Annotated in this window: 26 protein-coding genes; 11 read left to right on the top strand and 15 right to left on the bottom strand. The window is 64.5% G+C overall.

Annotated features, from left to right (window positions below):
- Nucleotides 1–222 precede the first annotated feature (222 nt).
- Entirely contained in the window at nt 223–774 is a 552-nt protein-coding gene (locus F8G81_RS06320; protein WP_267278158.1) for a dihydrofolate reductase family protein, read from the top strand.
- A 39-nt stretch (nt 775–813) separates the two neighbouring features.
- Here F8G81_RS06320 and F8G81_RS06315 read toward each other — a convergent pair whose 3' ends face one another.
- The 3 genes from F8G81_RS06315 to F8G81_RS06305 all read right to left on the bottom strand — a co-directional run bounded on the left by F8G81_RS06315 (nt 814) and on the right by F8G81_RS06305 (nt 3,391).
- Nucleotides 814–1,680, bottom strand: coding sequence for a hypothetical protein (locus F8G81_RS06315; protein ID WP_267278157.1), 867 nt, complete (start codon nt 1,678–1,680; stop codon nt 814–816).
- Nucleotides 1,681–1,770: 90 nt separating this feature from the next.
- Nucleotides 1,771–2,589 carry an SDR family NAD(P)-dependent oxidoreductase gene (locus F8G81_RS06310; RefSeq protein WP_267278156.1) on the bottom strand — a complete coding sequence of 273 codons (819 nt, stop codon included), beginning with the start codon at nt 2,587–2,589 and terminating at the stop codon, nt 1,771–1,773.
- A 133-nt stretch (nt 2,590–2,722) separates the two neighbouring features.
- On the bottom strand, nt 2,723–3,391 hold the full coding sequence (locus tag F8G81_RS06305; RefSeq protein WP_267278155.1) for a hypothetical protein: 669 nt from the start codon (nt 3,389–3,391) through the stop codon (nt 2,723–2,725).
- A 230-nt stretch (nt 3,392–3,621) separates the two neighbouring features.
- On the opposite strand from F8G81_RS06305, the gene F8G81_RS06300 reads away from it, so the two are divergent.
- A complete protein-coding gene (locus tag F8G81_RS06300; protein WP_267278154.1) occupies nt 3,622–3,921 on the top strand; it encodes a hypothetical protein in 300 nt (99 codons plus the stop codon).
- A gap of 126 nt (nt 3,922–4,047) precedes the next feature.
- On the opposite strand, the gene F8G81_RS06295 is transcribed toward F8G81_RS06300, so the two are convergent.
- Nucleotides 4,048–4,887: an alpha/beta fold hydrolase gene (locus F8G81_RS06295; RefSeq protein ID WP_267278153.1), complete on the bottom strand. Its 840-nt coding sequence runs from the start codon at nt 4,885–4,887 to the stop codon at nt 4,048–4,050.
- A 127-nt stretch (nt 4,888–5,014) separates the two neighbouring features.
- Here F8G81_RS06295 and F8G81_RS06290 point away from each other — a divergent pair, with 127 nt between their 5' ends.
- Together F8G81_RS06290 and F8G81_RS06285 are read left to right on the top strand one after the other, a co-directional pair.
- Nucleotides 5,015–5,452, top strand: coding sequence for a MarR family winged helix-turn-helix transcriptional regulator (locus F8G81_RS06290; protein ID WP_267278152.1), 438 nt, complete (start codon nt 5,015–5,017; stop codon nt 5,450–5,452).
- Between the two features lie 113 nt (nt 5,453–5,565).
- Nucleotides 5,566–5,952 carry a TfoX/Sxy family protein gene (locus F8G81_RS06285; protein WP_267278151.1) on the top strand — a complete coding sequence of 129 codons (387 nt, stop codon included), beginning with the start codon at nt 5,566–5,568 and terminating at the stop codon, nt 5,950–5,952.
- A gap of 102 nt (nt 5,953–6,054) precedes the next feature.
- Here the strand turns inward: F8G81_RS06285 and F8G81_RS06280 are convergent, their stop codons facing one another.
- Together F8G81_RS06280 and F8G81_RS06275 are read right to left on the bottom strand one after the other, a co-directional pair.
- Nucleotides 6,055–7,458, bottom strand: coding sequence for a GntP family permease (locus F8G81_RS06280; protein WP_267278150.1), 1,404 nt, complete (start codon nt 7,456–7,458; stop codon nt 6,055–6,057).
- 61 nt (nt 7,459–7,519) lie between these two features.
- Nucleotides 7,520–8,047: a gluconokinase gene (locus F8G81_RS06275; RefSeq protein WP_267278149.1), complete on the bottom strand. Its 528-nt coding sequence runs from the start codon at nt 8,045–8,047 to the stop codon at nt 7,520–7,522.
- 197 nt (nt 8,048–8,244) lie between these two features.
- On the opposite strand from F8G81_RS06275, the gene F8G81_RS06270 reads away from it, so the two are divergent.
- The 3 genes from F8G81_RS06270 to F8G81_RS06260 all read left to right on the top strand — a co-directional run bounded on the left by F8G81_RS06270 (nt 8,245) and on the right by F8G81_RS06260 (nt 11,524).
- Nucleotides 8,245–8,979, top strand: a complete 735-nt coding sequence (locus F8G81_RS06270; RefSeq protein WP_267278148.1) for a FadR/GntR family transcriptional regulator — start codon at nt 8,245–8,247, stop codon at nt 8,977–8,979.
- A 149-nt stretch (nt 8,980–9,128) separates the two neighbouring features.
- A complete protein-coding gene (ctaD, locus tag F8G81_RS06265) occupies nt 9,129–10,883 on the top strand; it encodes a cytochrome c oxidase subunit I (protein WP_267278147.1) in 1,755 nt (584 codons plus the stop codon).
- Nucleotides 10,884–11,047: 164 nt separating this feature from the next.
- Nucleotides 11,048–11,524 carry a hypothetical protein gene (locus tag F8G81_RS06260; protein ID WP_267278146.1) on the top strand — a complete coding sequence of 159 codons (477 nt, stop codon included), beginning with the start codon at nt 11,048–11,050 and terminating at the stop codon, nt 11,522–11,524.
- 125 nt (nt 11,525–11,649) lie between these two features.
- Here the strand turns inward: F8G81_RS06260 and F8G81_RS06255 are convergent, their stop codons facing one another.
- The 8 genes from F8G81_RS06255 to F8G81_RS06220 form a co-directional block, all read right to left on the bottom strand.
- Nucleotides 11,650–11,853 carry a cold-shock protein gene (locus F8G81_RS06255; protein ID WP_024365339.1) on the bottom strand — a complete coding sequence of 68 codons (204 nt, stop codon included), beginning with the start codon at nt 11,851–11,853 and terminating at the stop codon, nt 11,650–11,652.
- Between the two features lie 275 nt (nt 11,854–12,128).
- Nucleotides 12,129–12,890 (bottom strand): HpcH/HpaI aldolase family protein, encoded by a 762-nt coding sequence (locus F8G81_RS06250; RefSeq protein ID WP_267278145.1) that lies wholly within the window; start codon nt 12,888–12,890, stop codon nt 12,129–12,131.
- 42 nt (nt 12,891–12,932) lie between these two features.
- Nucleotides 12,933–13,421, bottom strand: coding sequence for an HAD domain-containing protein (locus F8G81_RS06245; RefSeq protein ID WP_267278144.1), 489 nt, complete (start codon nt 13,419–13,421; stop codon nt 12,933–12,935).
- Complete coding sequence (locus F8G81_RS06240) at nt 13,418–13,966, bottom strand: hypothetical protein (RefSeq protein ID WP_267278143.1); 549 nt, start codon at nt 13,964–13,966, stop codon at nt 13,418–13,420. The genes F8G81_RS06245 and F8G81_RS06240 overlap by 4 nt, the downstream gene beginning before the upstream one ends.
- A 26-nt stretch (nt 13,967–13,992) precedes the next feature.
- Nucleotides 13,993–14,382 carry a VOC family protein gene (locus F8G81_RS06235; protein ID WP_267278142.1) on the bottom strand — a complete coding sequence of 130 codons (390 nt, stop codon included), beginning with the start codon at nt 14,380–14,382 and terminating at the stop codon, nt 13,993–13,995.
- A 106-nt stretch (nt 14,383–14,488) separates the two neighbouring features.
- The gene (locus F8G81_RS06230) at nt 14,489–15,253 is read right to left on the bottom strand and encodes a DinB family protein (protein WP_267278141.1); all 765 of its coding nucleotides are present in this window, start codon (nt 15,251–15,253) and stop codon (nt 14,489–14,491) included.
- Between the two features lie 31 nt (nt 15,254–15,284).
- Complete coding sequence (locus F8G81_RS06225) at nt 15,285–15,473, bottom strand: hypothetical protein (RefSeq protein ID WP_267278140.1); 189 nt, start codon at nt 15,471–15,473, stop codon at nt 15,285–15,287.
- Nucleotides 15,474–15,514: 41 nt separating this feature from the next.
- Nucleotides 15,515–16,177 carry a DUF2087 domain-containing protein gene (locus tag F8G81_RS06220; protein ID WP_267278139.1) on the bottom strand — a complete coding sequence of 221 codons (663 nt, stop codon included), beginning with the start codon at nt 16,175–16,177 and terminating at the stop codon, nt 15,515–15,517.
- Between the two features lie 6 nt (nt 16,178–16,183).
- Between F8G81_RS06220 and F8G81_RS06215 the strand changes: the two genes are divergently transcribed.
- Both F8G81_RS06215 and F8G81_RS06210 read left to right on the top strand, forming a co-directional pair.
- Nucleotides 16,184–16,930, top strand: coding sequence for a potassium channel family protein (locus tag F8G81_RS06215; protein ID WP_267278138.1), 747 nt, complete (start codon nt 16,184–16,186; stop codon nt 16,928–16,930).
- Between the two features lie 72 nt (nt 16,931–17,002).
- The gene (locus tag F8G81_RS06210) at nt 17,003–17,782 is read left to right on the top strand and encodes an alpha/beta fold hydrolase (protein WP_267278137.1); all 780 of its coding nucleotides are present in this window, start codon (nt 17,003–17,005) and stop codon (nt 17,780–17,782) included.
- 63 nt (nt 17,783–17,845) lie between these two features.
- Here the strand turns inward: F8G81_RS06210 and F8G81_RS06205 are convergent, their stop codons facing one another.
- Nucleotides 17,846–18,718 (bottom strand): prephenate dehydratase, encoded by an 873-nt coding sequence (locus tag F8G81_RS06205; protein WP_267278136.1) that lies wholly within the window; start codon nt 18,716–18,718, stop codon nt 17,846–17,848.
- Nucleotides 18,719–18,797: 79 nt separating this feature from the next.
- On the opposite strand from F8G81_RS06205, the gene F8G81_RS06200 reads away from it, so the two are divergent.
- Nucleotides 18,798–19,655, top strand: a complete 858-nt coding sequence (locus F8G81_RS06200) for an alpha/beta fold hydrolase (protein ID WP_267278135.1) — start codon at nt 18,798–18,800, stop codon at nt 19,653–19,655.
- A gap of 169 nt (nt 19,656–19,824) precedes the next feature.
- Complete coding sequence (locus F8G81_RS06195; RefSeq protein WP_267278134.1) at nt 19,825–21,408, top strand: alkaline phosphatase D family protein; 1,584 nt, start codon at nt 19,825–19,827, stop codon at nt 21,406–21,408.
- The last annotated feature ends 23 nt before the right edge of the window (nt 21,409–21,431 follow it).

Genomic DNA, 21,431 nt, shown 5'->3' with positions numbered 1-21,431 from the left:
CTGCAAGTGCGCCGGGAATGCGTAACTTTTGGTCTCAGGGAAGGCTTCGAGCCCGGATTTGCGCAGGCCACGCGCGCGCGGACCCACAAGAGTTACGCATTTCCGAAGGGCGGCTGAAGAAGAACCAAGTCTTCCCCATCGTCCGTCGGCCTAATACCGTGGGACCTGTCCGCCGGTATCCGCCGGCCCGCAGCAACCGTTGGCATCATCTTAGAGGTCCTTATGCGCAAAGTTACCGCCGGCCTGTTCCACTCCGTGGATGGAGTGGTGTCAGACCCCAATCTTTGGCAGTTCGACAGCTTCGACGACGAGCTGGGCATGGGGCTGGACCGCATGATCAAGAGTGTGGACACGGTGGTGCTGGGCCGGGTCAGCTACCAGGAGTGGGCCGGTTACTGGCCCACGGCATCGGTGGACGAGGACTTCGCCGGTTTCATCAACCCCGTGGAGAAGCACGTCGCCTCACGCAGCCTGACCGAACCGCTGGAGTGGGAGAACTCGCACCTCATTGAGGGTTCGCTGGAGGAATTTGTGGGCGGGCTGAAAGAACGCGACGGCGGCGAGATCGCCGTCTGCGGCAGCATTTCCGTGGTGCGCCAGCTCCTGTTCGCCGGGCTGCTGGACTCCCTGACCCTGATGACCCATCCTGTGGTGGCCGGCAGGGGCCGCCGTCTGTTCGAGACCGACGACCCCATCACCCGGCTCAGCCTGCAGGACCAGTACCGGACCAGCAAAGGCAATGTCATCAGCACCTACGGGCTGCTGGGCGAATAGCCTGCAGCCAACAGTCCACCAAACCTGGCGAGGAGTTTCCTAGCGCGTAGCCGTGGGGCTCGCTGGCAGCGATGGAGACGGGCTGGTGTTCCCCTCCGTCTCCGTAGGCGACACAGTAACGGTAGCCGTGGGCGAGGCCGTGGTGGTTGTTGTTGGGCTCGCCGTCCGCGTCGGTGTCCTCGTGGGCGACGCCGTGGCCGTCCCGTCGCCGCCGGCCTTGGCCAGGACTTCATTCACCAGGCCCTCGAGTTCCTCCCGGTCGGGATCCCTCAGGTCAGCTCCTGTCTTGGTAGCAACCACCAGCAAGCGCCCCTCGGCCGCGGAAACCTGCATGAGCATTTCCCCGGTGTCACCATTCCGCGTGCTCACGGTGGCAAAGGTCTCCTCGCCATTGGTCTTAGCCTCCAGGCTTTCGCTGGACACCTCGTGGCGTTGCCCCAGAACCTCGATGGTGAAGTCGGAGCACTGGCCCAGTTTGCCCTTCACCTCGCGGAGCAGCTCGACGCCGGCCGGCCCACTGCTGCTGGATTGTGCGGACAGCGTCCGCGGCATGGCACTCTCGGAGACGGCAACGGCAACATCGCCGTTCTCCACCTCATCCAGGAGCCCTGCTGTGGCGATCGACTTGCAGTCCTCGGGCTCCACCGTCGCCGTAGTCATCAGCTTCTCGGCAATAGTGCCGCCCTGGTCAACCTGCTCCTTGGAATAGAGCTTCAGTTCGTTGCCCTCGGCATCCTTCATTCCGGAAATCAGGTCGCGCAGTTCGTCTTCGGTATAGGCCTTGGCCTGCGAATTTCCGGTGGTGGTGGCAGTGGGTGAGGGCCCCTGCCCCGCACCTCCCCCGGTGCATGATGCCAATGCCAGGACACTTGCTGCTGCCAGCCCGATGACCGAGGACTTGCGCATGAAAACCACCCCTCACCAATAGAAAGCATGCTTACGATCTCAAGGGTAGGACCTACTCGGTGGCCGTCCAAGGCTGCTGGAAGATTGTGTTCAGGCCGTAACCAACTCCGCACTCCGGTCCCAGAACTCGCGGGCCAGATCGGCATCGTAGGCCTGGGCGTTGGCCTTGGCCAGGGCGCGCTTGTAGTAGTAGGCACCGGAGATCCAGTCAGTCCCCGGGGTGCCGTTAATGAGCCAAAGCAGGGTGTCCGCACCCTGCTCCGGCGAGAGCATGAACCTGTTCAGGAGCGTCTTGTAGGCGTGCCGCCAGGGGCTGCTGGACTCGGCCGCGAAGTTGGTGCGGACCACGCCCGGGTGGAATGCCGCCGTCGTGATTCCCTGATCGCCGAAACGGCGGTGCAGTTCGCTTGTGAACAGGATGTTGGCCAGTTTTCCGGTGCCGTAGGCGCGGTGGGTGGAGTAGCCGTGCTCCGAGGTGAGGTCAAAGAGATCCAGTTTGCCGAAGCCGTTCGCGGCGCTGGAGGTGTTGATGACCTTGGCGTTGCTGGCGGCCAGCACGTCCATCAGTCCGGTGGTAAGCAGGAAGGGGGCCAGGTGGTTGATCTGGAAGGTGGATTCGTGCCCGTCCACGGTGAGGGTGCGCTTGCCCATGATGCCGCCGGCGTTGTTGGCCAGGACGTCGATCCGCGGGTAGTTTTCCCTGAGCTGGGCAGCGAGGGTGCGGACCTGCGCCAGGTCGGCGAAGTCCGTGACGAAGTAGTCAGCGTTGAGCTCTTTGGCGACGGAACGCGTCTTTTCAGCGGAACGGCCGACGACGACAACCCGCTCCCCTGCCTCCGCCAGCGACCTTGCGGCTGCTGCGCCGATCCCGTCGCTGGCGCCGGTGATCACGATGGTGCGAGGAGTCAAGGGGTGTCCTTTGGTTGGGGATCGATCCGAAGGTTTCGGATGGGCTGCCGTTGGGCACAACGACGGCGGGGCGGACGGTGTTCCCGAGCTGGGTGCGTTCTGCTGGATTAGCTCAGCGGGTTGAGAGGTGGCGCTAGAGGGTTTGGGCCGCAGGCGCCGTTTCCGTGCGGAGGGTGAAAGCCAGCCCAATCCAGCCCGCGCCGAACAGGGCAAACACGGCGGTCGCGAAGGTAAGAGGCAGCAGTTCCAGCGCGTACACCAGCGGCTGCACTGGCAGGGTGAGCATTCCGATCCCGCCCAACAGCATCATCCACAGCCCCACGAATCTGTGTGGTCCGCGGCCGTCTGCGCCGCCTTCCCTGCCGGCAGCAAGCCCCGCAAGGAACAGGGCCAGCCCCAGTGAAGGAACCCCAAAACTGATCCCGCCGATTGTCGGGGAAACGAACAGAACCACCTGGCCGACGGCGGCCACCAGTCCGAAGACAAACGCCAGCAGCGCAAATATCCGGGCCGCGCGCCTCAGCCCAGTGCGTCCCGTGGCCAAGGTGGGCAGGAAGGAGAGGGCCGCCCAGGAAGAAAGCAGGAGGGCCAGTACGCCCGGCAGGCTGTACATCAGGAAAAGTGGCGTGCTGAGGATCTGCGAATACTGCAGATCCTCCCGCCACACAGCGTCCGGCCCCTGCGGCGTCAGAAACCGGAGGTATCCATGGACCATCCAGAGAAGACCTCCGGCCACCATGGCCCACAGTAGCCCGGGTCCGTGGCCGAGCAGACGCCGCCACCGTGAATCCGGAGTGTTCATCAGAGGCCTCCACGATCAGGACTGCGGGGATAGCGATTGGTCGGAGTCTACGACTCCCAGGTCTCTTTTGGCAGAGGGCGCATTCCTCGCCTGTCGGCCCTAGCCAAAATCAGATGCCGGGTGGAACGATGGCGTACACGCGGGAACGGCCATCCAAAGTCCCGCAGAAGCACAAAGTCCCGCAGAAGCAGTCACGGCAGGAAGTTTCCACCCACTGAAGGAGAGCAAAGATGACCCAGGAAATCCACGCTGAACACACCCTTACAGACCACCAGCACGGCGGAGACGACTGCACCCACGTCACCGTCCAGCACGGCGACCACGTTGACTACATCCACGACGGCCACCGCCACGCCGAACACGAAGGCCACTACGACGAGCATGACGACCCGGCCGAGCACACGCCTGCCCAGCACCAGCACGGCGGCCCGGACTGCAGCCACGAAACGGCGCAGCACGGCGATCACGTTGACTACATCCATGACGGCCACCGGCATGCCGAACATGAAGGCCATTACGACGAGCACTGACTCCACAAAAAGGTCCCCATCGACGAACTTTCATTACTGGGGACCTTTTGCATCATGCGACTGACCCACGGCAGCGCTGGCCAGGATTCGGCTGGACTGCACACGAACCCCAAGGTCAGCGAAGATTCATGCTGCGGCCCTCTGGTTGCGGCTCTCCGACCAGAACGCCAGGATGTGCCGCGTCACTTCGCCCGGTTCGATCAGAAGCGGGGCAACATGACCGGCGCCGGTGACCACGGAGAAGCGTCCGTCGCGCACACTTCGGGCTGCACGCTCTGCCTCCGCAGCGTCGTTCATGGGATCGTTCCGGCCTACCAGCACCAGCGTGGGGACCTGCAGCCGGGCCAGGACAGGGCGAAGGTCCGGCCGGCGCAGCATAACGGATTGCATGGCCCAATATTTGTCACGCCGGCTGCCCCTGCGGAAGGCCTCCGCCACTGCCGCTGCGGCCTGCGGTGCTGACTTCGAAACGCCTTTGCCTCCCAACGCATTCGCGATGCCACCTGTGAACGGGGCCGGGCCCAGGATCCGGTAGGCGTACACCATGGGAACAATCTGCAGGCGCTCGGATCGGGAAAGCGGATAAGGGGGTGAGCCGATCGTGGTGAGGGTCCGGCAGCGGGCTGGGAAAGTATCTGCGAAGACGATTCCCACATGCCCTCCCCAGGCGTTACCCACCCAATCGACAGGGCCAGGGATGCCCAAGGCATCCAGGATTTGGTTTGCAGCGACGGCACACTCCACCAGGGAGTAGGGGCGCCGCGGCCCGGGACTGCCACCATGCCCGGGACCGTCCAGCAAAATGAGTTCCCTCTCCTGACCCAGGCTGTCAACGACGTTGGCGAAAGTACTGGAATCAACAAACAGGCTGTGCCATAAAAGCGCCGGCTGGCCGGATCCTCTGCGGCGGACCATGAGAGGACCAAGCGTGGTGTCGATCATGGTCGGGGAAATGTCCAGATGCATCCCATCCTCCAATGGCCTCTGCTGTGATTTGCTTGCCGTGATTTACTTCGGAATCCGAAGCTTATGGGATAAAGTCTCCTCCGTGGACATGCCGCCGTCAAGAGATTTGCATCCGCACAGGCTTCCCGTGGGCCAGCTATTGGTCCGCCTGCTGTCGGAGTTCCGTCGCGAGCTTCTGGCTGAGGCCGAATCCCATGGCTACGGCGACCTCCGTCCCGCCCACCTCCAGATCACAGGGAACATTGGGACCAAGGGAATACGGCTGACAGCCTTGGCCGCACGCGCACAGCTGAGCCTGGCCGCAACGTCCGAACTGGTCAACGAGATGCAGAAGATGGGGTATCTGGAGCGCCGGCCGGATCCGGCCGATGCCAGGGCAAAGTTGATCTTCCCCACCGCCCGGGGACTGCGGCTTCTGCACGAGGCATCAGACAAGGTGAAGGAACTGGAGCAGCTCTGGGGCATGTACGCAGGGGAACAGAGGTTTGAAGCAGCATTGCAGACACTTCAGGACGTCCTGAATGCAACCCGAATGTCCGCGAAACCACAGGGCAACGACGGCTAAACCCGCAACCCAAAGCGGGAGGGCAATTCGGCAGTGCCCGATCTGTACCGGATGGCGTAGCGGGCATATCCTGCACTCAGATCTGCATTCCCCTGCAACCGGAGGAGACCACCATGGAGATGCCCAAACCGTCAGAGGCTGACAAGGAGCGCTTCCGGTCGGTGGTGCCGGACAGGCCGGACGTGGTGGTCAAACCGATGTTCGGCAACCTCGGCGCCTTCGTGAACGGCAACATGTTTGCAGGACTGTTCGGCCCCACCATCGGCGTTCGCCTCTCCAGCGAAGACCGCACGGAGCTTGAAAGTACAGAGCGGACCGTCCCGTTCGGGCCGGTGGAACGTCCCATGGGCGGCTACGTCGGCCTGCCGGAAGTGTGGAACGCCGAAGGCGACGGCGATGACGCCCGGGTACGCGCCTGGGTGGAGAAGGCGTTCGAGTACGTGGCGGACCTCCCGCCCAAGGAACCCAAGGAACCCAAGCCCCGCGCGCCCCGCAAGTAGCCAGGCCCGAAAACCTGCTTCGCGAACTGGCAGCAAATGACCTCAAATCCCTGGTTTGCGGTCATTTGCTGCCAGTTCGGCGTGAGCAGCTGAGGGCAGCGGCTACCCAGCCACCCCGGCCAGCAGGAAGATCATGGCCGCGATGCCGAAGCCCATCACGCCGATCAGGGTTTCCATCACGGTCCAGGTCTTCAGCGTGGTCTTGACATCCATGCCGAAGAAGCGGCCCACCAGCCAGAAGCCGGAGTCGTTGACGTGCGAGACCACCACGGATCCTGCGGCCACGGCGATAACAAGGGCTGCAACCTGCATGCCGTTGAGGCCTGCCAAAGCAACGGCCGGGGCGATCAGCCCTGCAGTGGTGGTCAGGGCCACGGTGGCTGAACCCTGGGCGATGCGCAGGATGGCTGAGATCAGGAAGCCGGCCAGGATCAGCGGGATGCCGAGGTTGCCGAGTACGTCGGCCAGGGCATCGCCGATGCCGGAGGCCCGCAGCACGCCGCCGAACATTCCGCCGGCCCCGGTGATGAGGATGACCGAGCAGACAGGGCCCAGTGAAGACTCCAGCAGCTTCTCCAGTGCGCCGTTGGCAGTTCCGCGCCGGGCGCCGAGGACGTACATGGCCACCAGGACCGCGATCAGCAGCGCCACAGGGGTTTCGCCGATGGTGCGCAGGATCTGGAACCACTGCTCGTTCTTGACGGCCTCGGACAGCACGCCGGAGGAGGCAAGGGTGTTCAGGCCGGTGTTGATGAAGATCAGGACCAGGGGCAGGAGCAGCAGGCCGATGATGGTGCGGAAGCGCGGCGGGTGCGACTCGGCTTCCGCGCTGGCGTGGCCCAGGATTTCAGGCACGGGAAGGACCAGCTTCTTGCCGGTGTACAGGCCGTAGAGGTAGGCGGTCACATACCAGGTGGGGATGGCGGTGATGAGGCCGGCGATCATGACCAGGCCGATGTTCGCGTCAAAGAATGCGGCAGCGGAGACGGGTCCCGGGTGCGGCGGCAGGAAGATGTGCATTACCGAGAAGGCGCCGGCCGCCGGAAGGCCGAAGCGCAGCACTCCCCCGCCCAGGCGGTGGGCCACCGCAAAGACCACGGGCAGCATCACCACCAGGCCGGCGTCGAAGAAGATGGGGAAGCCGAAGATCAGCGAGGCCAGGCCAAGGGCGAACGGGGCACGCTTTTCACCGAAGACGCCGATCAGGTAGTCGGCCAGGACCTTCGCCCCGCCGCTGGTCTCCACGATGCGGCCCAGCATGGCGCCCAGGCCCACCAGGAGCGCCACGGTGCCCAGAGTGGTGCCGAAGCCATTGATCAGCACCGGCACCACCTGGTTGGCGGGGATTCCTGTGGCGAAAGCCGTGGCGAGGCTGACCACAATCAGGGCGATGAGGGCATGCATGCGAAGCCTGATGATCAGGAACAGCAGGACGCCTATTGCGGCCGCCGCGATGAGCAGCAAGGGCGCTGCGCCCATCGTTTGAGTCCAACCTTCGATGGTCATGGTTCTCCTTTGAAACAGCTGAAACAAATCGGGGAAAGTCGTGTTTGGGAAAAGAGGCCGGTCAGGCGGCCGGGAGCCTGAGCGCGGCGAGGATGGTCTGGACCAGCTCTTCCGGGGATTTGGAAATATCCAGGCGGAGGCTTCCCTGGGCAAGTTCCTCCGGGCTGAGCGGTTCCAGCGTCGCCAGCTGGCTGGGCAGGAGCGTGGGCGGCATAAAGTGGCCTTCGCGCCCCTGCATCCGCTGGCCAATCAGGTCAGCTTCACCATGCAGGTGCAGGAACAGGACTCGGCCTTCAGCCTCGGCCAGCAGGTCCCGGTAGCTCTTCCTGAGGGCCGAACACGTAAGTACGGTGCACTGGCCACTTTGAGCCTGGGCGGTCATCCAGTCCCGGATCTCCTGGAGCCACGGCCAGCGGTCCTCATCCTGCAGGGGAATCCCCTGGCTCATCTTGTTGATGTTGGCCTGCGGGTGGAATTCGTCCGCCTCGGCGCAGGCCCAGCCCAGTTGCTGGGAAAGGGCCGCAGCGATGGTGGACTTGCCGGAACCGGCTACCCCCATCACCACCAGGTGCGTGGCTGGATACTGCATGTTTACCTCCGAAGAAGACGTCTTTGGCTTAGTGAAGAAGCTCACGTGCACTGCCGTCTGGATAGCAGGCGAGTGCACTGGAGATAAGGTATCACCTTTCATCGCGATAGATACTATCTTTGAGTGTCACAAGTCATACCTTTTCGTCATATTGCCTATGATGAGAGGGCGCCTCGAGCGCGGATGGAGGCAGCAAAATGTCGACGGCGACAGTTGGGCCCGCGGATGAAGCGGACGACGGCGGGGCTTCCCCCGCGATGCAGGGACGCGTTCTTGAGGCGGTAGGCGTTGCCATCGCTTCCGGCAGCCTCCCGCCAGGCAGCCGCCTCACCTTGGACACGCTTCAGCAGGAGTATGGGGTTTCCCGGACCGTCGCGCGCGACACCATGAAGGTTTTGGAGTCGATGAACCTCGTCTACTCGCGGCGCCGCGTTGGCATTGTGGTCCAGGAGCGGGCGCTGTGGAATGTTTTTGACCCCAAGCTGGTGCGCTGGCGCCTTGCCTCCGACAGCCGGGCGGAACAGTACAGCAGCCTCACGGAGTTGCGGATCGCCGTCGAACCCATCGCCGCGGCCGGGGCTGCCCGCCGTGCCAGCGCGGCGGAGCGCGCCAAACTGACTGCCCTTGCCGCCGAGCTGAGGCGCCTGGGCGAAGCCGGGGAGCTGGAGGCGTTCCTGGCCGCCGATATCCAATTCCACTGCCTGCTGCTGCAGAGTTGCGGCAACGAAATGTTCACTGCCCTAGAAGGGATGGTGGCCGAGGTCCTGACCAGCCGGACGAAGCAGGGCCTGATGCCGTTCAGGCCACGGGACGAAGCACTTCAGGCGCACGAGGATGTTGCCGCCGCCGTCGCCCGCGGTGACGCGACCACCGCCGAGACCGCCATGCACCACATCCTGGACGAAGTGCGGAACGCGATGGGGCTGCCCTAAGAACCCCTCCGCGTGCACCCCTGAAACCCTTTCCCGGAGCGGCATTCATGGGTAACCTGAAGGAAATCAGGACCTCGGAATGTTATTCCGGGCTGATGAGGGGGCTCATGCACACGGGCCCATAGGCACCGTCCGGACGAGGTGAAAAATTGGCCATCACAGGACAATCATCTGAAGGGGTAGCCGCCACGGCATCACCCGCGGTGGTACCGCGGCGCAAAGGCAGCCTCATCGTCACTTGGGTTACCTCCACAGACCACAAGGTCATCGGGTACATGTACCTGATCGCGTCGTTTGTGTTCTTTATGATGGCCGGGGTGATGGCCCTGCTCATCCGGGCTGAGCTTTACGAACCTGGCATGCAGATCCTGCAGACCAAGGAGCAGTACAACCAGCTGTTCACCATGCACGGCACCATGATGCTGCTCATGTTCGCCACCCCGCTCTTCGCCGGGTTCACGAACGTCATCATGCCGCTGCAGATCGGCGCCCCTGACGTCGCGTTCCCGCGGCTGAACGCCCTGGCATTCTGGTTCTTCCTCTTCGGCTCGACCATCGCCGTCTCCGGATTCATCACACCCCAGGGCGCGGCGTCCTTTGGCTGGTTCGCCTATGCGCCGCTGAACAACACAACGTTCAGCCCCGGCGTCGGCGGGGACCTGTGGGTGTTCGGCCTGGCGTTGTCCGGCTTCGGCACCATCCTGGGCGCCGTCAACTTCATCACCACCATCATCTGTATGCGCGCCCCCGGCATGACCATGTGGCGGATGCCCATCTTCACCTGGAATGCCCTGGTCACGTCCATCCTGGTGATCATGGCGTTCCCGCCGCTGGCCGCAGCCCTGTTCGGACTCGGCGCTGACCGGCGGTTCGGCGCCCACATCTACGATCCGAACAACGGCGGCGCCGTACTCTGGCAGCACCTGTTCTGGTTCTTCGGCCACCCCGAGGTGTACATCATCGCGCTGCCGTTCTTCGGCATCGTGTCCGAAATTTTCCCGGTCTTCAGCCGCAAACCGATTTTCGGCTACAAGGGCCTGGTGTACGCCACCATCGCCATCGCCGCCCTGTCCATGACAGTCTGGGCGCACCACATGTACGTGACAGGATCCGTGCTCCTGCCGTTCTTCGCCTTTATGACCATGCTGATCGCGGTGCCCACCGGCGTGAAGTTCTTCAACTGGATCGGCACCATGTGGGGCGGCTCGCTGACCTTCGAGACGCCCATGCTCTGGAGCCTGGGCTTCATCATCACCTTCCTTTTCGGCGGCCTGACCGGCATCATCCTGGCGTCGCCGCCGCTGGACTTCCACGTCTCCGACTCCTACTTCGTGGTGGCGCACTTCCACTACGTGGTGTTCGGCACGGTGGTGTTCGCGATGTTCGCCGGCTTCTACTTCTGGTGGCCCAAGTTCACCGGCACCATGCTCAACGAGCGCCTGGGCAAGATCCACTTCTGGATGCTGTTCCTGGGCTTCCACGGCACGTTCCTCATCCAGCACTGGCTCGGCGCCGTGGGCATGCCCCGCCGGTACGCAGATTATCTGGTGGAGGACAACTTCATGTGGATGAACCAGTTCTCCACCATCGGCTCCTATTTGCTCGGCGCGTCCATGATCCCGTTCCTCTGGAACGTCTACGTCACGTGGCGGGCCGGCGAGAAGGTCACCGTGGACGATCCGTGGGGCTTCGGCGCCTCGCTGGAGTGGGCCACGTCCTGCCCGCCGCCGCGCCACAACTTCACGTCATTGCCGCGCATCCGCTCGGAGCGCCCGGCCTTGGACCTGCACCATCCGGAGATCAGGGTCCGCGAACACGAACCCGTCCACTCTCCGGCCGCCGCGGCCCTGGGCGCCGCCGACATCGGCGAAAAGGACGTCCGCAGCCCCAATCCGGACGAGTAACGCTCGCCCCTAATCTCTCTTCCAAACTGACTGGCAGCTAACGTCCTCATCAGCGCGTTTGACGACGTTAGCTGCGAGTCAGTTTGTTGTGCCGGGTTGTTGTGCCGGGCGGGAGCGGCCCGGAGTCGAGCATGCCGGATCCTTCGGCCGCGTAGACTCGCACCATGAAATCAGGTTGGGGGACCCTGGGTGTGCTGATCGTCGCCGTGATTGGGGTTGTGCCGAGCACAGGCTGCACACCCCTGGCGTGCCCGGCCATCGGCTACGTCAGCAGCATCACTGTGAACATCGAGGGAAATGCCGCGGCCGTCGATCGGGTGAGCGTGTGCGGCAAGACCGGATGCTCCCAGCCGGAGCCCACGGCCGCGCCGGCACCCTCGAAAACCGTGGTCACCGAGTTCGCCCCCGCGCCCCAGCCGACCGTCAGCCTGGCACCCTTTTACAGCCACCGCGAGGACAAGGACACCTGGGTGTTCACGCTGAATTCCGGGACGCCGCCGGAAGTCACCGTGAAGGCCATCGCCGCGGACGGCACCGTCATTGCCGAGAAAGATCAGGGCCTTGTGTGGACCAGGGTGGGTGGAACCGAGCAGTGCGGCGGACCCATCACCACCCCGCCCATCCAGTTTGCGGTGCCCTGAGCCCTGACCAATCACGTGCTGCACGTCCACGCTCACAGCACGGCCGGGTTAACAAAAGCAGGGCCGGTCAATGACCGGCCCTGCTTTAGAAGATGAAACCTTGCGGCCCCAGATTCTCTAATGAATTAGAGTGCCTGGATGTTGACGGCCTGCGGGCCCTTGGGGCCCTGCTCGGTCTCGAAGGAGACCTTCTGGTTCTCTTCGAGTGAGCGGAAGCCGGAAGAGGCGATCGCGGAGTAGTGAGCGAAAACGTCCTGTGAGGAGTCATCGGGGGAAATGAAGCCGAAGCCCTTTTCAGCGTTAAACCATTTGACGGTACCAGTAGCCATTTTTTATGTCCTTCGTGAAGGTGGAGGAAAAGTCCCGACTTTCGGGTCCTCCTGCGTGGGGTGTTCACAACCGCTTACTTCAGAAGAACGCGGACTTTCGACCGCGCGTACTGCCTGAACTACGAACTGCTAAAAACACAACAACAAGATCGACTCTACACGAGATCCCGGAGACCAATTACCACCGGTCCCTTGAGACCCAGTCAAGGGCGTACGACGGCGGCCGGAGGCTCCCGCCCCTACTCACGCGCCTGCTCCCCCACCTGCTCGCGCGCCTACTCGCCCAGTGCAGTCGAAAGATGGCGGGCCGCCGCGTCTTCGAGGTGGGTCAGGTCCGAGGACACTGTCACGAACGTAAAGCCTTCGTCGATCCGCCGGCGGGCGATCTCGCCGCTGCCGGTGTGGATCGCCGCGATGATGCCCGCGCCCCGGGCTGCATCACGGATGGTGACCAGGGCGGCGTCGAACACTTCGGCCACGTCCGGATCATCGGGGAACCTGCCGCCCACCGCAAGGCAAAGATCGGACGGTCCGATGTAGACGCCGTCGAGCCCGGGGACGGCGCAGATCTCGCGGACGTTGGCCAGCCCCCCGGGGGTCTCGATCATGGCCAGGCACAGCACGGTGGCGTCCGCCTCCGCGGGCACCGGCCCGATCCGGAGCCCGGAGCGCATGGGTCCGTAGGACCGGATGCCGTGCGGCGGGTAGCGCACGGCGCGCACTGCGGCGGCGGCTTCCTCCGCGTTGTTGACCAGCGGCACAATGACGCCGGCGGCACCGGCGTCGAGCGCCTGTCCGATGAAAGCGGCGTTGTTGGACGGTACGCGGACAATCCCGGCTGCGCCGGAGGCGTCGATGGCCATCAAACCGTGCAGCCAGCCGGAATAGCCCATCAGCCCGTGCTGCGCGTCCAGCGCCACGTAGTCGTACCCGAGGCGCGCCACCCGCTCGGTGGACACCGGTGAATCCAGGACCACCCAATATCCGACGACGGTCTGGTGGGCCCGGGCTTTGGCGGCGAATGATGCGGCACTCATTGGCAGATTCCTCTTCAGTGGGCGGCGGGAATTAACGCCAATCTACCGCCCGGTCTCCTCATCGCTGTCGATAAACACTTCGACGGCCACCACCTGCAGTTCTGTCAGCCCCTGGGCCGGGACCGGCTTCTCCAGCAGGACCGGCTGGTCGTACTGATGGGCCCACTCGCGGGCGTCGGGTCCCAGCACGTCGTCGATCCAGACCACTGAGTCCCAGTCCGCCTCTCCGGAGTCCCTCATCCGGGCCAGCCAACGCCTCACCGACCGCAGTTTCGGCGTCGGCTCATCCTCGTCGGCGGCACGGAAGATGAGCGTCACACGCAAAGGGTCGGCGTCCAGCGCCAGCTGCGATTCCAGGCCTCCCGTCTGATCCGCCGGCCACGTGGACACCCAGGCGAGCCGGCCGCAACGGGCCAGCCGTCGCACCAGCGCGGCTGTGGCAGGAGGCAGTGACAGTTCCGGACGGTCGGCGCCGGGACGCACCACGGGGTTCAGGACGCCGTCGATGTCCAGCAGAATGATCGGCTTCATGACGGCGACCCCCGGTCCGGGGACGCGAGGCGGCGCTTGACGTCGTCGAGGTCACGTTTGAGCTCTTCCACCTGGAGCTTGTACGTGAGGAATTCCGCTTTCCGGCGTCTTGCTTCGGCGTAGCCGACAATCAGGGCGGCGAGCGCCAGGGGCAGGGAAATGACCAGCGCCCAGCCTGCCGCCACGAAGAACTCCATGGCCTGGGGAAGGGCAGCGCTGAAGTCAACGAAGTCATTGACGTTGTCAGCTATTCCACGCAGCTGCGCCTCAAGGGACTCCAGGAAACGTCCCACAACGGGCGTATCAGTGAGCGGAGGCACCCCCACACGGTCCTCATCTTTGCCGCTCCAGCGGGGGTCACCCACGTGGTTCAGGACGTAGATGCCCGCCCCGGCGTTGGTGACCAGAAAGACGAACACCGATCCCAGCGCAGCCAAGTGGAGACGGCGGGGGCGCCACAAGCCCAGCATCAGTCCGGTGGCGATGGCAGAGAGCCACGTGAGAGCTTTGAGCCAGTCCACGCTTACGCCGCTCAATATGTCCACAGCAACCGCCGTTCTCTAGAGCGTCCTCAGTCCTGGGCGATGCAGAACTCGTTGCCTTCGGGGTCCTGCATAACGTCCCAATGGAAATCGCCGACGTCGTGACCCTCCACAAACGAGGCACCCAGGAACTCGGCGTGCCTGCGCAGGCTGGCGGCATCCGGGGTATGAATGTCCAGGTGAAGGCGCCGGCGCCCGCCGGTGGGGCTGGCCACCTGCTGGAACCCCAGTTGGGGCGTTCCCGGGCCGGCTGCTTTCAGCCAGATGAACTGATCGATTCGCGAGGCCACCTCGAGGTTCAGGAACTGGGACCAGAAAGCGGCCAGCCGCTCGGCGTCCACGGCGCTGACCATGATTGAAGCGATGTACGACGGCGGAGCGTCCTTGAGTTGGGCGCTTCCGCTGACCTGAGTTTCCATGTCCGTCTCCCCTTTGTTGGCTTTCTGCTCCCGGACGCAATCTACCGGAATTGCGGCGGCAGCTGTTGCCTGCAATCAAAGATGTGTGAGCCCAGCGAAGCGAGGACTAGCCCTGCGTATTGATTTCCGCCTCGATGGCGTCAAGGTCGCGGACGGCGAAGCGGTGGTGCTCCCACTCCTCCAAAAGTATGGTGTGCAGGCACTGGAGTGTGGTCACCGTGTACTCGGGAGCATCGGGGGCCTTGTGCGGCCGTTCAAGGTCCTCCTCCCTAAGGCCGGCCAGGAACTCGCGAACCATGGCCATCCGGCTGGCCCGGACCTCTAGCACCTCCGAGTAGGACGGTGTGGCCGCGCTGAAGACGGACATGTCGAGGCCGTCGGTCTTATATTCGGCATTCGGTTGGCCGATGGGGTGGAATGGCTGCTCATTCTCCAGAATCCCCCCGCTCATCCACTTGTCCGTGGCCATCACCAGATGCCGCAGCGTCTGCGCAAACGTCCATTCGCCGTCCACAGAAATGTCCACCGTGCCGGCCGCCATCGCCGCTACGCGTTCCAGGGTGGCCGCCCAGGTCCGTTCGAGCACAGCCCAGGCTTCGCGCAGGCCCTCAGTATCCTCGGCGCGCCTCTTCTCGCGGCCGGGAAAACGGCGATTAAGTTCGGCCTCGACGAACGGGGCCACATCCACACCGTTGACCCGCAGGAAGCTTCTGCCTTCGAGGAGCCACGGCGCGTCGATGTCCGCCCGCTCCACATCCACCCCGCGCATCACCGCACCGGACAGGTCAGTCCGGACGAATCGGGCCCCGCGCAGGTTCACGTCGAAGAACTCCGCACCCTGCAGGTCGTCAGATCCGGTGAAGGTGGCCATGACGGTAATCTTTCATGCCGGCCTCCGCGCATCAAGGGATTCCGCCGCGCTGCTCCTTCGGCAGCGCCAGGTTCTCGGCCAGGTAGTCACCCGTACGGTGTCCCCACGGCTGCGGGTTGGAGTGGATGAGGACGGCGAATTTCATGAGCTCGACCCTTTCGTAGACGTGGCCGTGCGGCCGTGACATCAAGAAGTCGGAGGCGGGGCTGGAAATCGACATCGCCGAGCCTACTTTGTGAAAACAGTCATCCCAAGGCTTGCCTATTCTTCTTCCTGCCGGGAATAGGAGGATCCCGACGGCGTCCGCGTCAGCAGCCCGAAGTCGATCAGGTAGCGGCGGAGCAGCACAACGTCGTCGGTGTAGCTCAGGAGCCGTTCGTTGACCTGCTGTTCGGTGAGCTCCTCGCCCTGCCGGATGGCGTCACCGGCAATCCAGGCGAGCAGTTCCCGCCGCTGCGCCATGTTGGCCGGGTACCTGTCAATCCGGCCCAGGCGCATAAAACGATCGACGCCGGTTTGCGGCAGGCGCCTGGGTTGTTGGGTGAGGAGGTCCTGGAAGATGGTGCCGGAGGCTTCCAGTTCATTGGCACGTGTCCGTTCCACCAGGCCGGCTGCCAGCAGGACCTCAACGGCACGGGTGCGCCGTTGTTCGGACATACCGGCAAGCACATCCGGTGCCTTGGCCCCGAGCACTATCTGCGCGTAGGCGGTCCGCGCGTCCCGGTTAGCGAGGGCAGCCACCACGCGGCGCCAATGCGGTCCGCCCTGGTTGGATGCTCCGCCCAATGCGTTCACCTCCCCTTGCTGCGCCCAAGTGAGCCACTGGCTCGGTAGCGAAAGCCGGCTGATGGCCCCGCCAATTTCGGCGGCGGCAGCTAACAGGGACAGGATATCGAACCGCCTGGCGCCGGTTTGGCCTAGCATTCGTGCATGACCCAACTGCTCTGGCGCAAACACACCGAATGGCCGCTCGTCGGCGTTGCAACCCTGTTCCTTGCCGCCTACTCCGTCCAGGTCATCTACGACCTGCCCCCGAGCCAGGACGACGTTCTGGAGCTGGTGATCTGGTTGACGTGGGGACTTTTTGGGATCGACTACCTGGCCAACCTGATCCTTGCCGAGAACCGGCCCAGATGGTTCTTTCGCAACATCCACGAGCTGATCATCCTGGTCCTCCCGGTCCTGCGCCCGCTGCGGCTGCTCCGCCTGGTCACCCTGTTGCAGGTCCTGCACCGGACGGCGGGCCGCACCCTCCGGGGACGCGTCCTGACCTATGTCCTTGGCGCTGCCGTCCTGGTTACGTACGTCGGCGCGGTAGCCATCCTCGACGTCGAGAAGGGCGCCGAAGGATCGAACATCAACAACTTTGGCGATGCCCTTTGGTGGGCGGTGGTCACCATCAGTACCGTCGGGTACGGCGATCATTTCCCGGTCACCCTGGTGGGGCGGTTGGTGGCCATCGGGCTCCTGCTCGGCGGCATCGCCGTCCTGGGCGTGATCACGGCCTCTGTCGCGTCCTGGCTGGTGGAGGAGGTCTCCCTCGAGGTGGCCGAAGAGACGGATGCCTCGGAGGATCCCCTGCGCCGGGAGGTGGCCAACCTGGCCGAGCAGGTGCGCACACTCACAGCAAGGCTGGCGCCGGACACGGCGAACGACAGTGATGCCCCGGGGCTCTAAACGAAAACCCGGGCGTCGCTCTTAGCGGGCTGGCCCGTTGGCCTGCCGGGACACCCGGCGTAGGGTTTTCCCATGGAACCGATTCGGGCCATCCTGCTTCCCGGGAGCATCCTCCCTGCCCAGCTGGCCTATGGCGACCTGATCGAAGACCTGGCCCCAGGCGTGGACGCCATCGCCAAGGACCTGGAACTTTATGAGCGCGACGAGCCGCCGCCCGGCTGGAGCCTGGACACCGAGGTGGACGGCGTGCTCCGCGAAGCCGACGCGTTCGGCTGGGAGACCTTCCACCTGGTCGGCTATTCCGGCGGCGGTGCAGCGGCGCTCGCCGTGGCCGCCGAACATCCCGAACGCCTGCTCAGCCTGGCTCTGCTCGAGCCCGCCTGGGCCGGCAGCTGGGACTGGAGCCCCGCCCACGAAGAAGTGTGGAGGAAATACCGGGAGCTGGAAGAACTTCCGCCCGACGAGTTGATACTGGAGTTCACCAGGCTGGGTGTGAAGCCCGACGTCGTCCTTCCGCCGCCGGTTGAAGGCGCCCCGCCGCCGTGGATGGCCAGGCGGCCCGCCGGTGTCAGGGCCTTCCTGGAGACGTTCAAGAGCTACGACCTGGACCGGGAGAAGCTCGCAGCCTTCCGCAAGCCCGTGTTCTATGCCCTCGGCGGCCTGAGTAACCCGGACGCGTACGGCGAGATCGCGGACCGGCTGGCCAAGGTCTTCCCGGACTTCCACATCGAAGTGTTCGAGGAACGCCACCACTTCGACCCGCCGCACCGGGCCGAACCGCTGCGGCTGGCGGTACTGCTGCGGGAGCTCTGGGACCGCGCGGAAGGCAGGGAGCATCAAGTCACCCTTTGACGCGCCGTAACTACGTGACAGCCCGATCCCTGCGGACCGATGTTCCTGGCGCGACTGCTCCCGTCAGCGGGCCGGCGGGCCAGCGGCGGATTCAACGCCCGTCCGGTAGGGATGGGCTGCATAAACGCCGAGAATCCGCACCTCGGACGTGAAGAACTCCAGTTCGTTCAGCGCCAGGCTCAACGGGGTGTCCTCCGGGTGCCCTTCAACGTCGGCCAGGAACATGGTGGCGGCGAACTCCGCCCCCACCATATAGCTTTCGAGCCTGGTCATGTTGACGCCGTTGGTGGCAAATCCACCGAGCGCCTTGTACAGGGCAGAGGGCACGTTCCGGACCCGGAAAACCAGGCTTGTAATAACTGACTCCGGCAGCTCCTGGCGCACGGGAAGTGGACGCTTCTCCCCAAGGACCACGAAGCGGGTGGTATTGGTCGGGTCATCCTCTACCTCGGTTGCGAGGACATCAAGCCCGTACATTCCGGCGGCGAGCGGTGGGGCCAGGGAGACTTTGGTTGGGTCGTTCCATTCCCGCACCTCCCGTGCCGAACCGGCGGTATCCCCCGCGATAACGGGCTTCAGCCCGTGGGAGCGAATCAGCTTGCGGCACTGCCCGAGGGCATGCAGATGGCTGTGCACTTCCCTGGCCTGTTCGATGGTGCTCCCCGGTATCCCCAGCAAGTCGAAGCGGATCCGCAGGAAATGCTCACCCACAATCTGCAAGTTGGAGTCCGGGAGGAGTGCATGGATGTCAGCCACGCGGCCGGCGATCGAGTTCTCGATCGGAATCATCGCCAAATCCGCCTCACCGGCCGTGACGAGCGCAAAGACGTCCTCGAAGCTGGCACAGGGAACTGCCTCCATGTCTGGATACATTTCCAAGCAGGCGATGTGTGAGTTGGCCCCAGGTTCACCCTGGTATGCAATATTTCGAACCATAAAGCACATGCTCCCACGTCACGGGGACGCTCCGCGTTCTACCTGTCACGAACGGCGGGACCGGGCGTAAGGTTCGCTTATGGAACCGATTCGGGCCATCCTGCTTCCCGGGAGCGTGCTCCCCGCCCAACTGGCCTATGGCGATTTGATTCAAGCCCTGGGACCCGAGGTACAGGCCGTCGCGAAGGACATGGAGCTCTACGCCGACGACGAGCCACCGCCCGGTTGGAACCTGGACACAGAGGTGGACGGCGTGCTCCGCGAGGCTGATGCCCTCGGTTGGGAGGCGTTCCATCTGGTCGGCTACTCAGGCGGCGGCGCGGCGGCGCTGGCTTTCGCCGCCAGGCACCCCGACAGGCTGCGCAGCCTGGCGCTGCTGGAGCCCGCCTGGGCCGGCAACTGGGACTGGAGCCCTGCCCATGCCGAGCTCTGGAAGAAGTACGACGAGCTGGAAGCCCTGCCGCCTGAGCAGTTCATGCCAGCCTTTATGAGGCTGGGAGTTAAGCCCGACGTCGTCCTGCCGCCACCGCCGCCGGGTCCCCCGCCGCCGTGGATGGCCAAGCGGCCCGCGGGTATCAAGGCCTTCCTGCAGACTTTCAAGAGCTACGACCTGGCGAGGGAGCGCCTGGCCGCCTTTCCGCAGCCGGTGTTCTTCGCCCTGGGCGGGCTGAGCAATCCTGATGACTACGGCGAGATCGCCGGCCGGCTGGCAAGGGTCTTCTTCCCGGACTTCCATCTGGAGGTGTTCCCGCACCGCCATCACTTCGACCCGCCGCATCGGATCGAGCCGGAGCGGCTGGCCGAGTTGCTTCGGCGCCACTGGGAAGCGGCGGAAGGCAACCCGGCGGCGGGGCCTGCCGATTTTCGCGTCCTGCCGCGCGTCACATCAGAGTCCGGCACAGCGGAGATTCTGGACGACGTCCGTGGAGACCGTTGATCATCTGGAAACCTTGCCGTGGCCGCACGACTCACATTGTTGTCGGTGGAGTTGACCTTCCCCAGGCCTGGCACGTTCTCAGGCGGACTCAACAGGTTTTGTCACGCAGTTAACCGTCAATTCACGTCGTCCTCAGGACCCGTCCAACCGTCCTCCGTACGGTCGAGGCATGGACAACATTTCGCGCAGATCCCTCCTTTCCGTCGGACTCGGGGCCGGGCTGGTCGCCGCTCTGCCGGGTGCCGCCGTCGCCACCTCCATAGCGGACGACGCCGGCCTCCGCACCGATCCGTTCCTCCTGGGCATCGCCTCCGGCGAGCCGTGGCCGGACGGCTTTGTGATCTGGACCCGTCTGGCGCTGGATCCGGTCGCCGAGGACGGACTGGGTGGAATGCCCTCCCGCAACGTCGCGGTCGCCTGGGAAGTGGCCGAGGACCCGGGCATGCGCACGGTAGTGGCCCGCGGCATCGAGCAGGCCCGGATCGAAACGGCCCACTCCGTCCACGTGGAGCTCAAAGGGCTCAGGCCGGGCCGTGAATACTTCTACCGGTTCCGCACCGGCCGGCACGTCAGTGCGGTGGGCCGTACCCTCACCAGCCCGGCCCCTCACGAGATGCCGGCGGCGCTGGCCATGGCGTTCGCCAGCTGCTCGCAGTACGAGCACGGCTACTTCACCGCTTACACGCGGCTGGCCCAGGACCACCCGGACCTGGTGCTGCACCTGGGCGACTACATGTACGAGTACAAGAAGGACAGCTATGTGATTGGCGGCGGAAACCCGCGCGATCACCAGGGCCCGGAGACCTCCAGCCTGGCCGGCTACCGGCAGCGGCACGCGCAGTACAAGTCCGACGCCGACCTGCAGGCCGCGCACGCCATCGCCCCGTGGCTGGTGGTGTGGGATGACCACGAGGTGGACAACAACTGGGCGGACGAGGTCCCGGAGAACAACGACGCCGGCCAGCTGAACGACACCACCGAGCGGTTCCGGCAGCGCCGCGCCGCCGCCTTCCAGGCGTACTACGAGAACATGCCGCTGCGGGCTTCCTCCGTGCCGGCCGGGTTCGACATGAAGATCTACCGCACCATCCAGTGGGGCCAGCTGGCCAACTTCCACATGATGGACACCCGGCAGTACCGGGACGACCAGCTCGCCGGCGACGGCTGGCAGAAGAACGTGGCCGAACGCCTAGCCGAGGACCGCACCATCACCGGCGCCGAGCAGGAGAAGTGGCTGCTGGACGGATTCAAAAACTCCACGCAGTGCTGGGACATCCTTGGCCAGCAGGTGTTCTTCGCCGAAAAGGACCGGAACCAGGCCCCGGAGATCGACGACGTCTCCATGGACGGGTGGGACGGCTACGCCGCTTCGCGCCGCCGCATCACCCAGGGCTGGGTGGACGCAAATGTCCGCAACGCCGTCGTCCTTACCGGCGACGTGCACCGCAACTGGGCCAACGACATTAAGGTGGACTACACGGACCCGGCCTCCCCCGTGGTCGGCTCGGAACTCGTGTGCACCTCCATCACGTCCAACGGCGACGGCTCAGGCTCCACCATCGACCCGGTGATGGCATGGAACCCGCACCTGAAGTTCTACAACGACAACCGCGGCTACGTGAACACGAAGATTACCAAGGACGCGCTGACGGCGGACTTCCGGGTCCTGGACTACGTCACGACGCCAGGATCCGCCGTCAGCACGAAGGCCTCCTTCACCATCCAGGACGGCGTGCCGGGGCTGCAGTCTTAGGACTGCCAGCCGGTTCTATGCAG

The organism is Arthrobacter sp. CDRTa11 (assembly GCF_026427775.1).
GTDB lineage: Bacteria > Actinomycetota > Actinomycetes > Actinomycetales > Micrococcaceae > Arthrobacter.
This window is presented reverse-complemented; position numbering and strand designations above follow the sequence as displayed.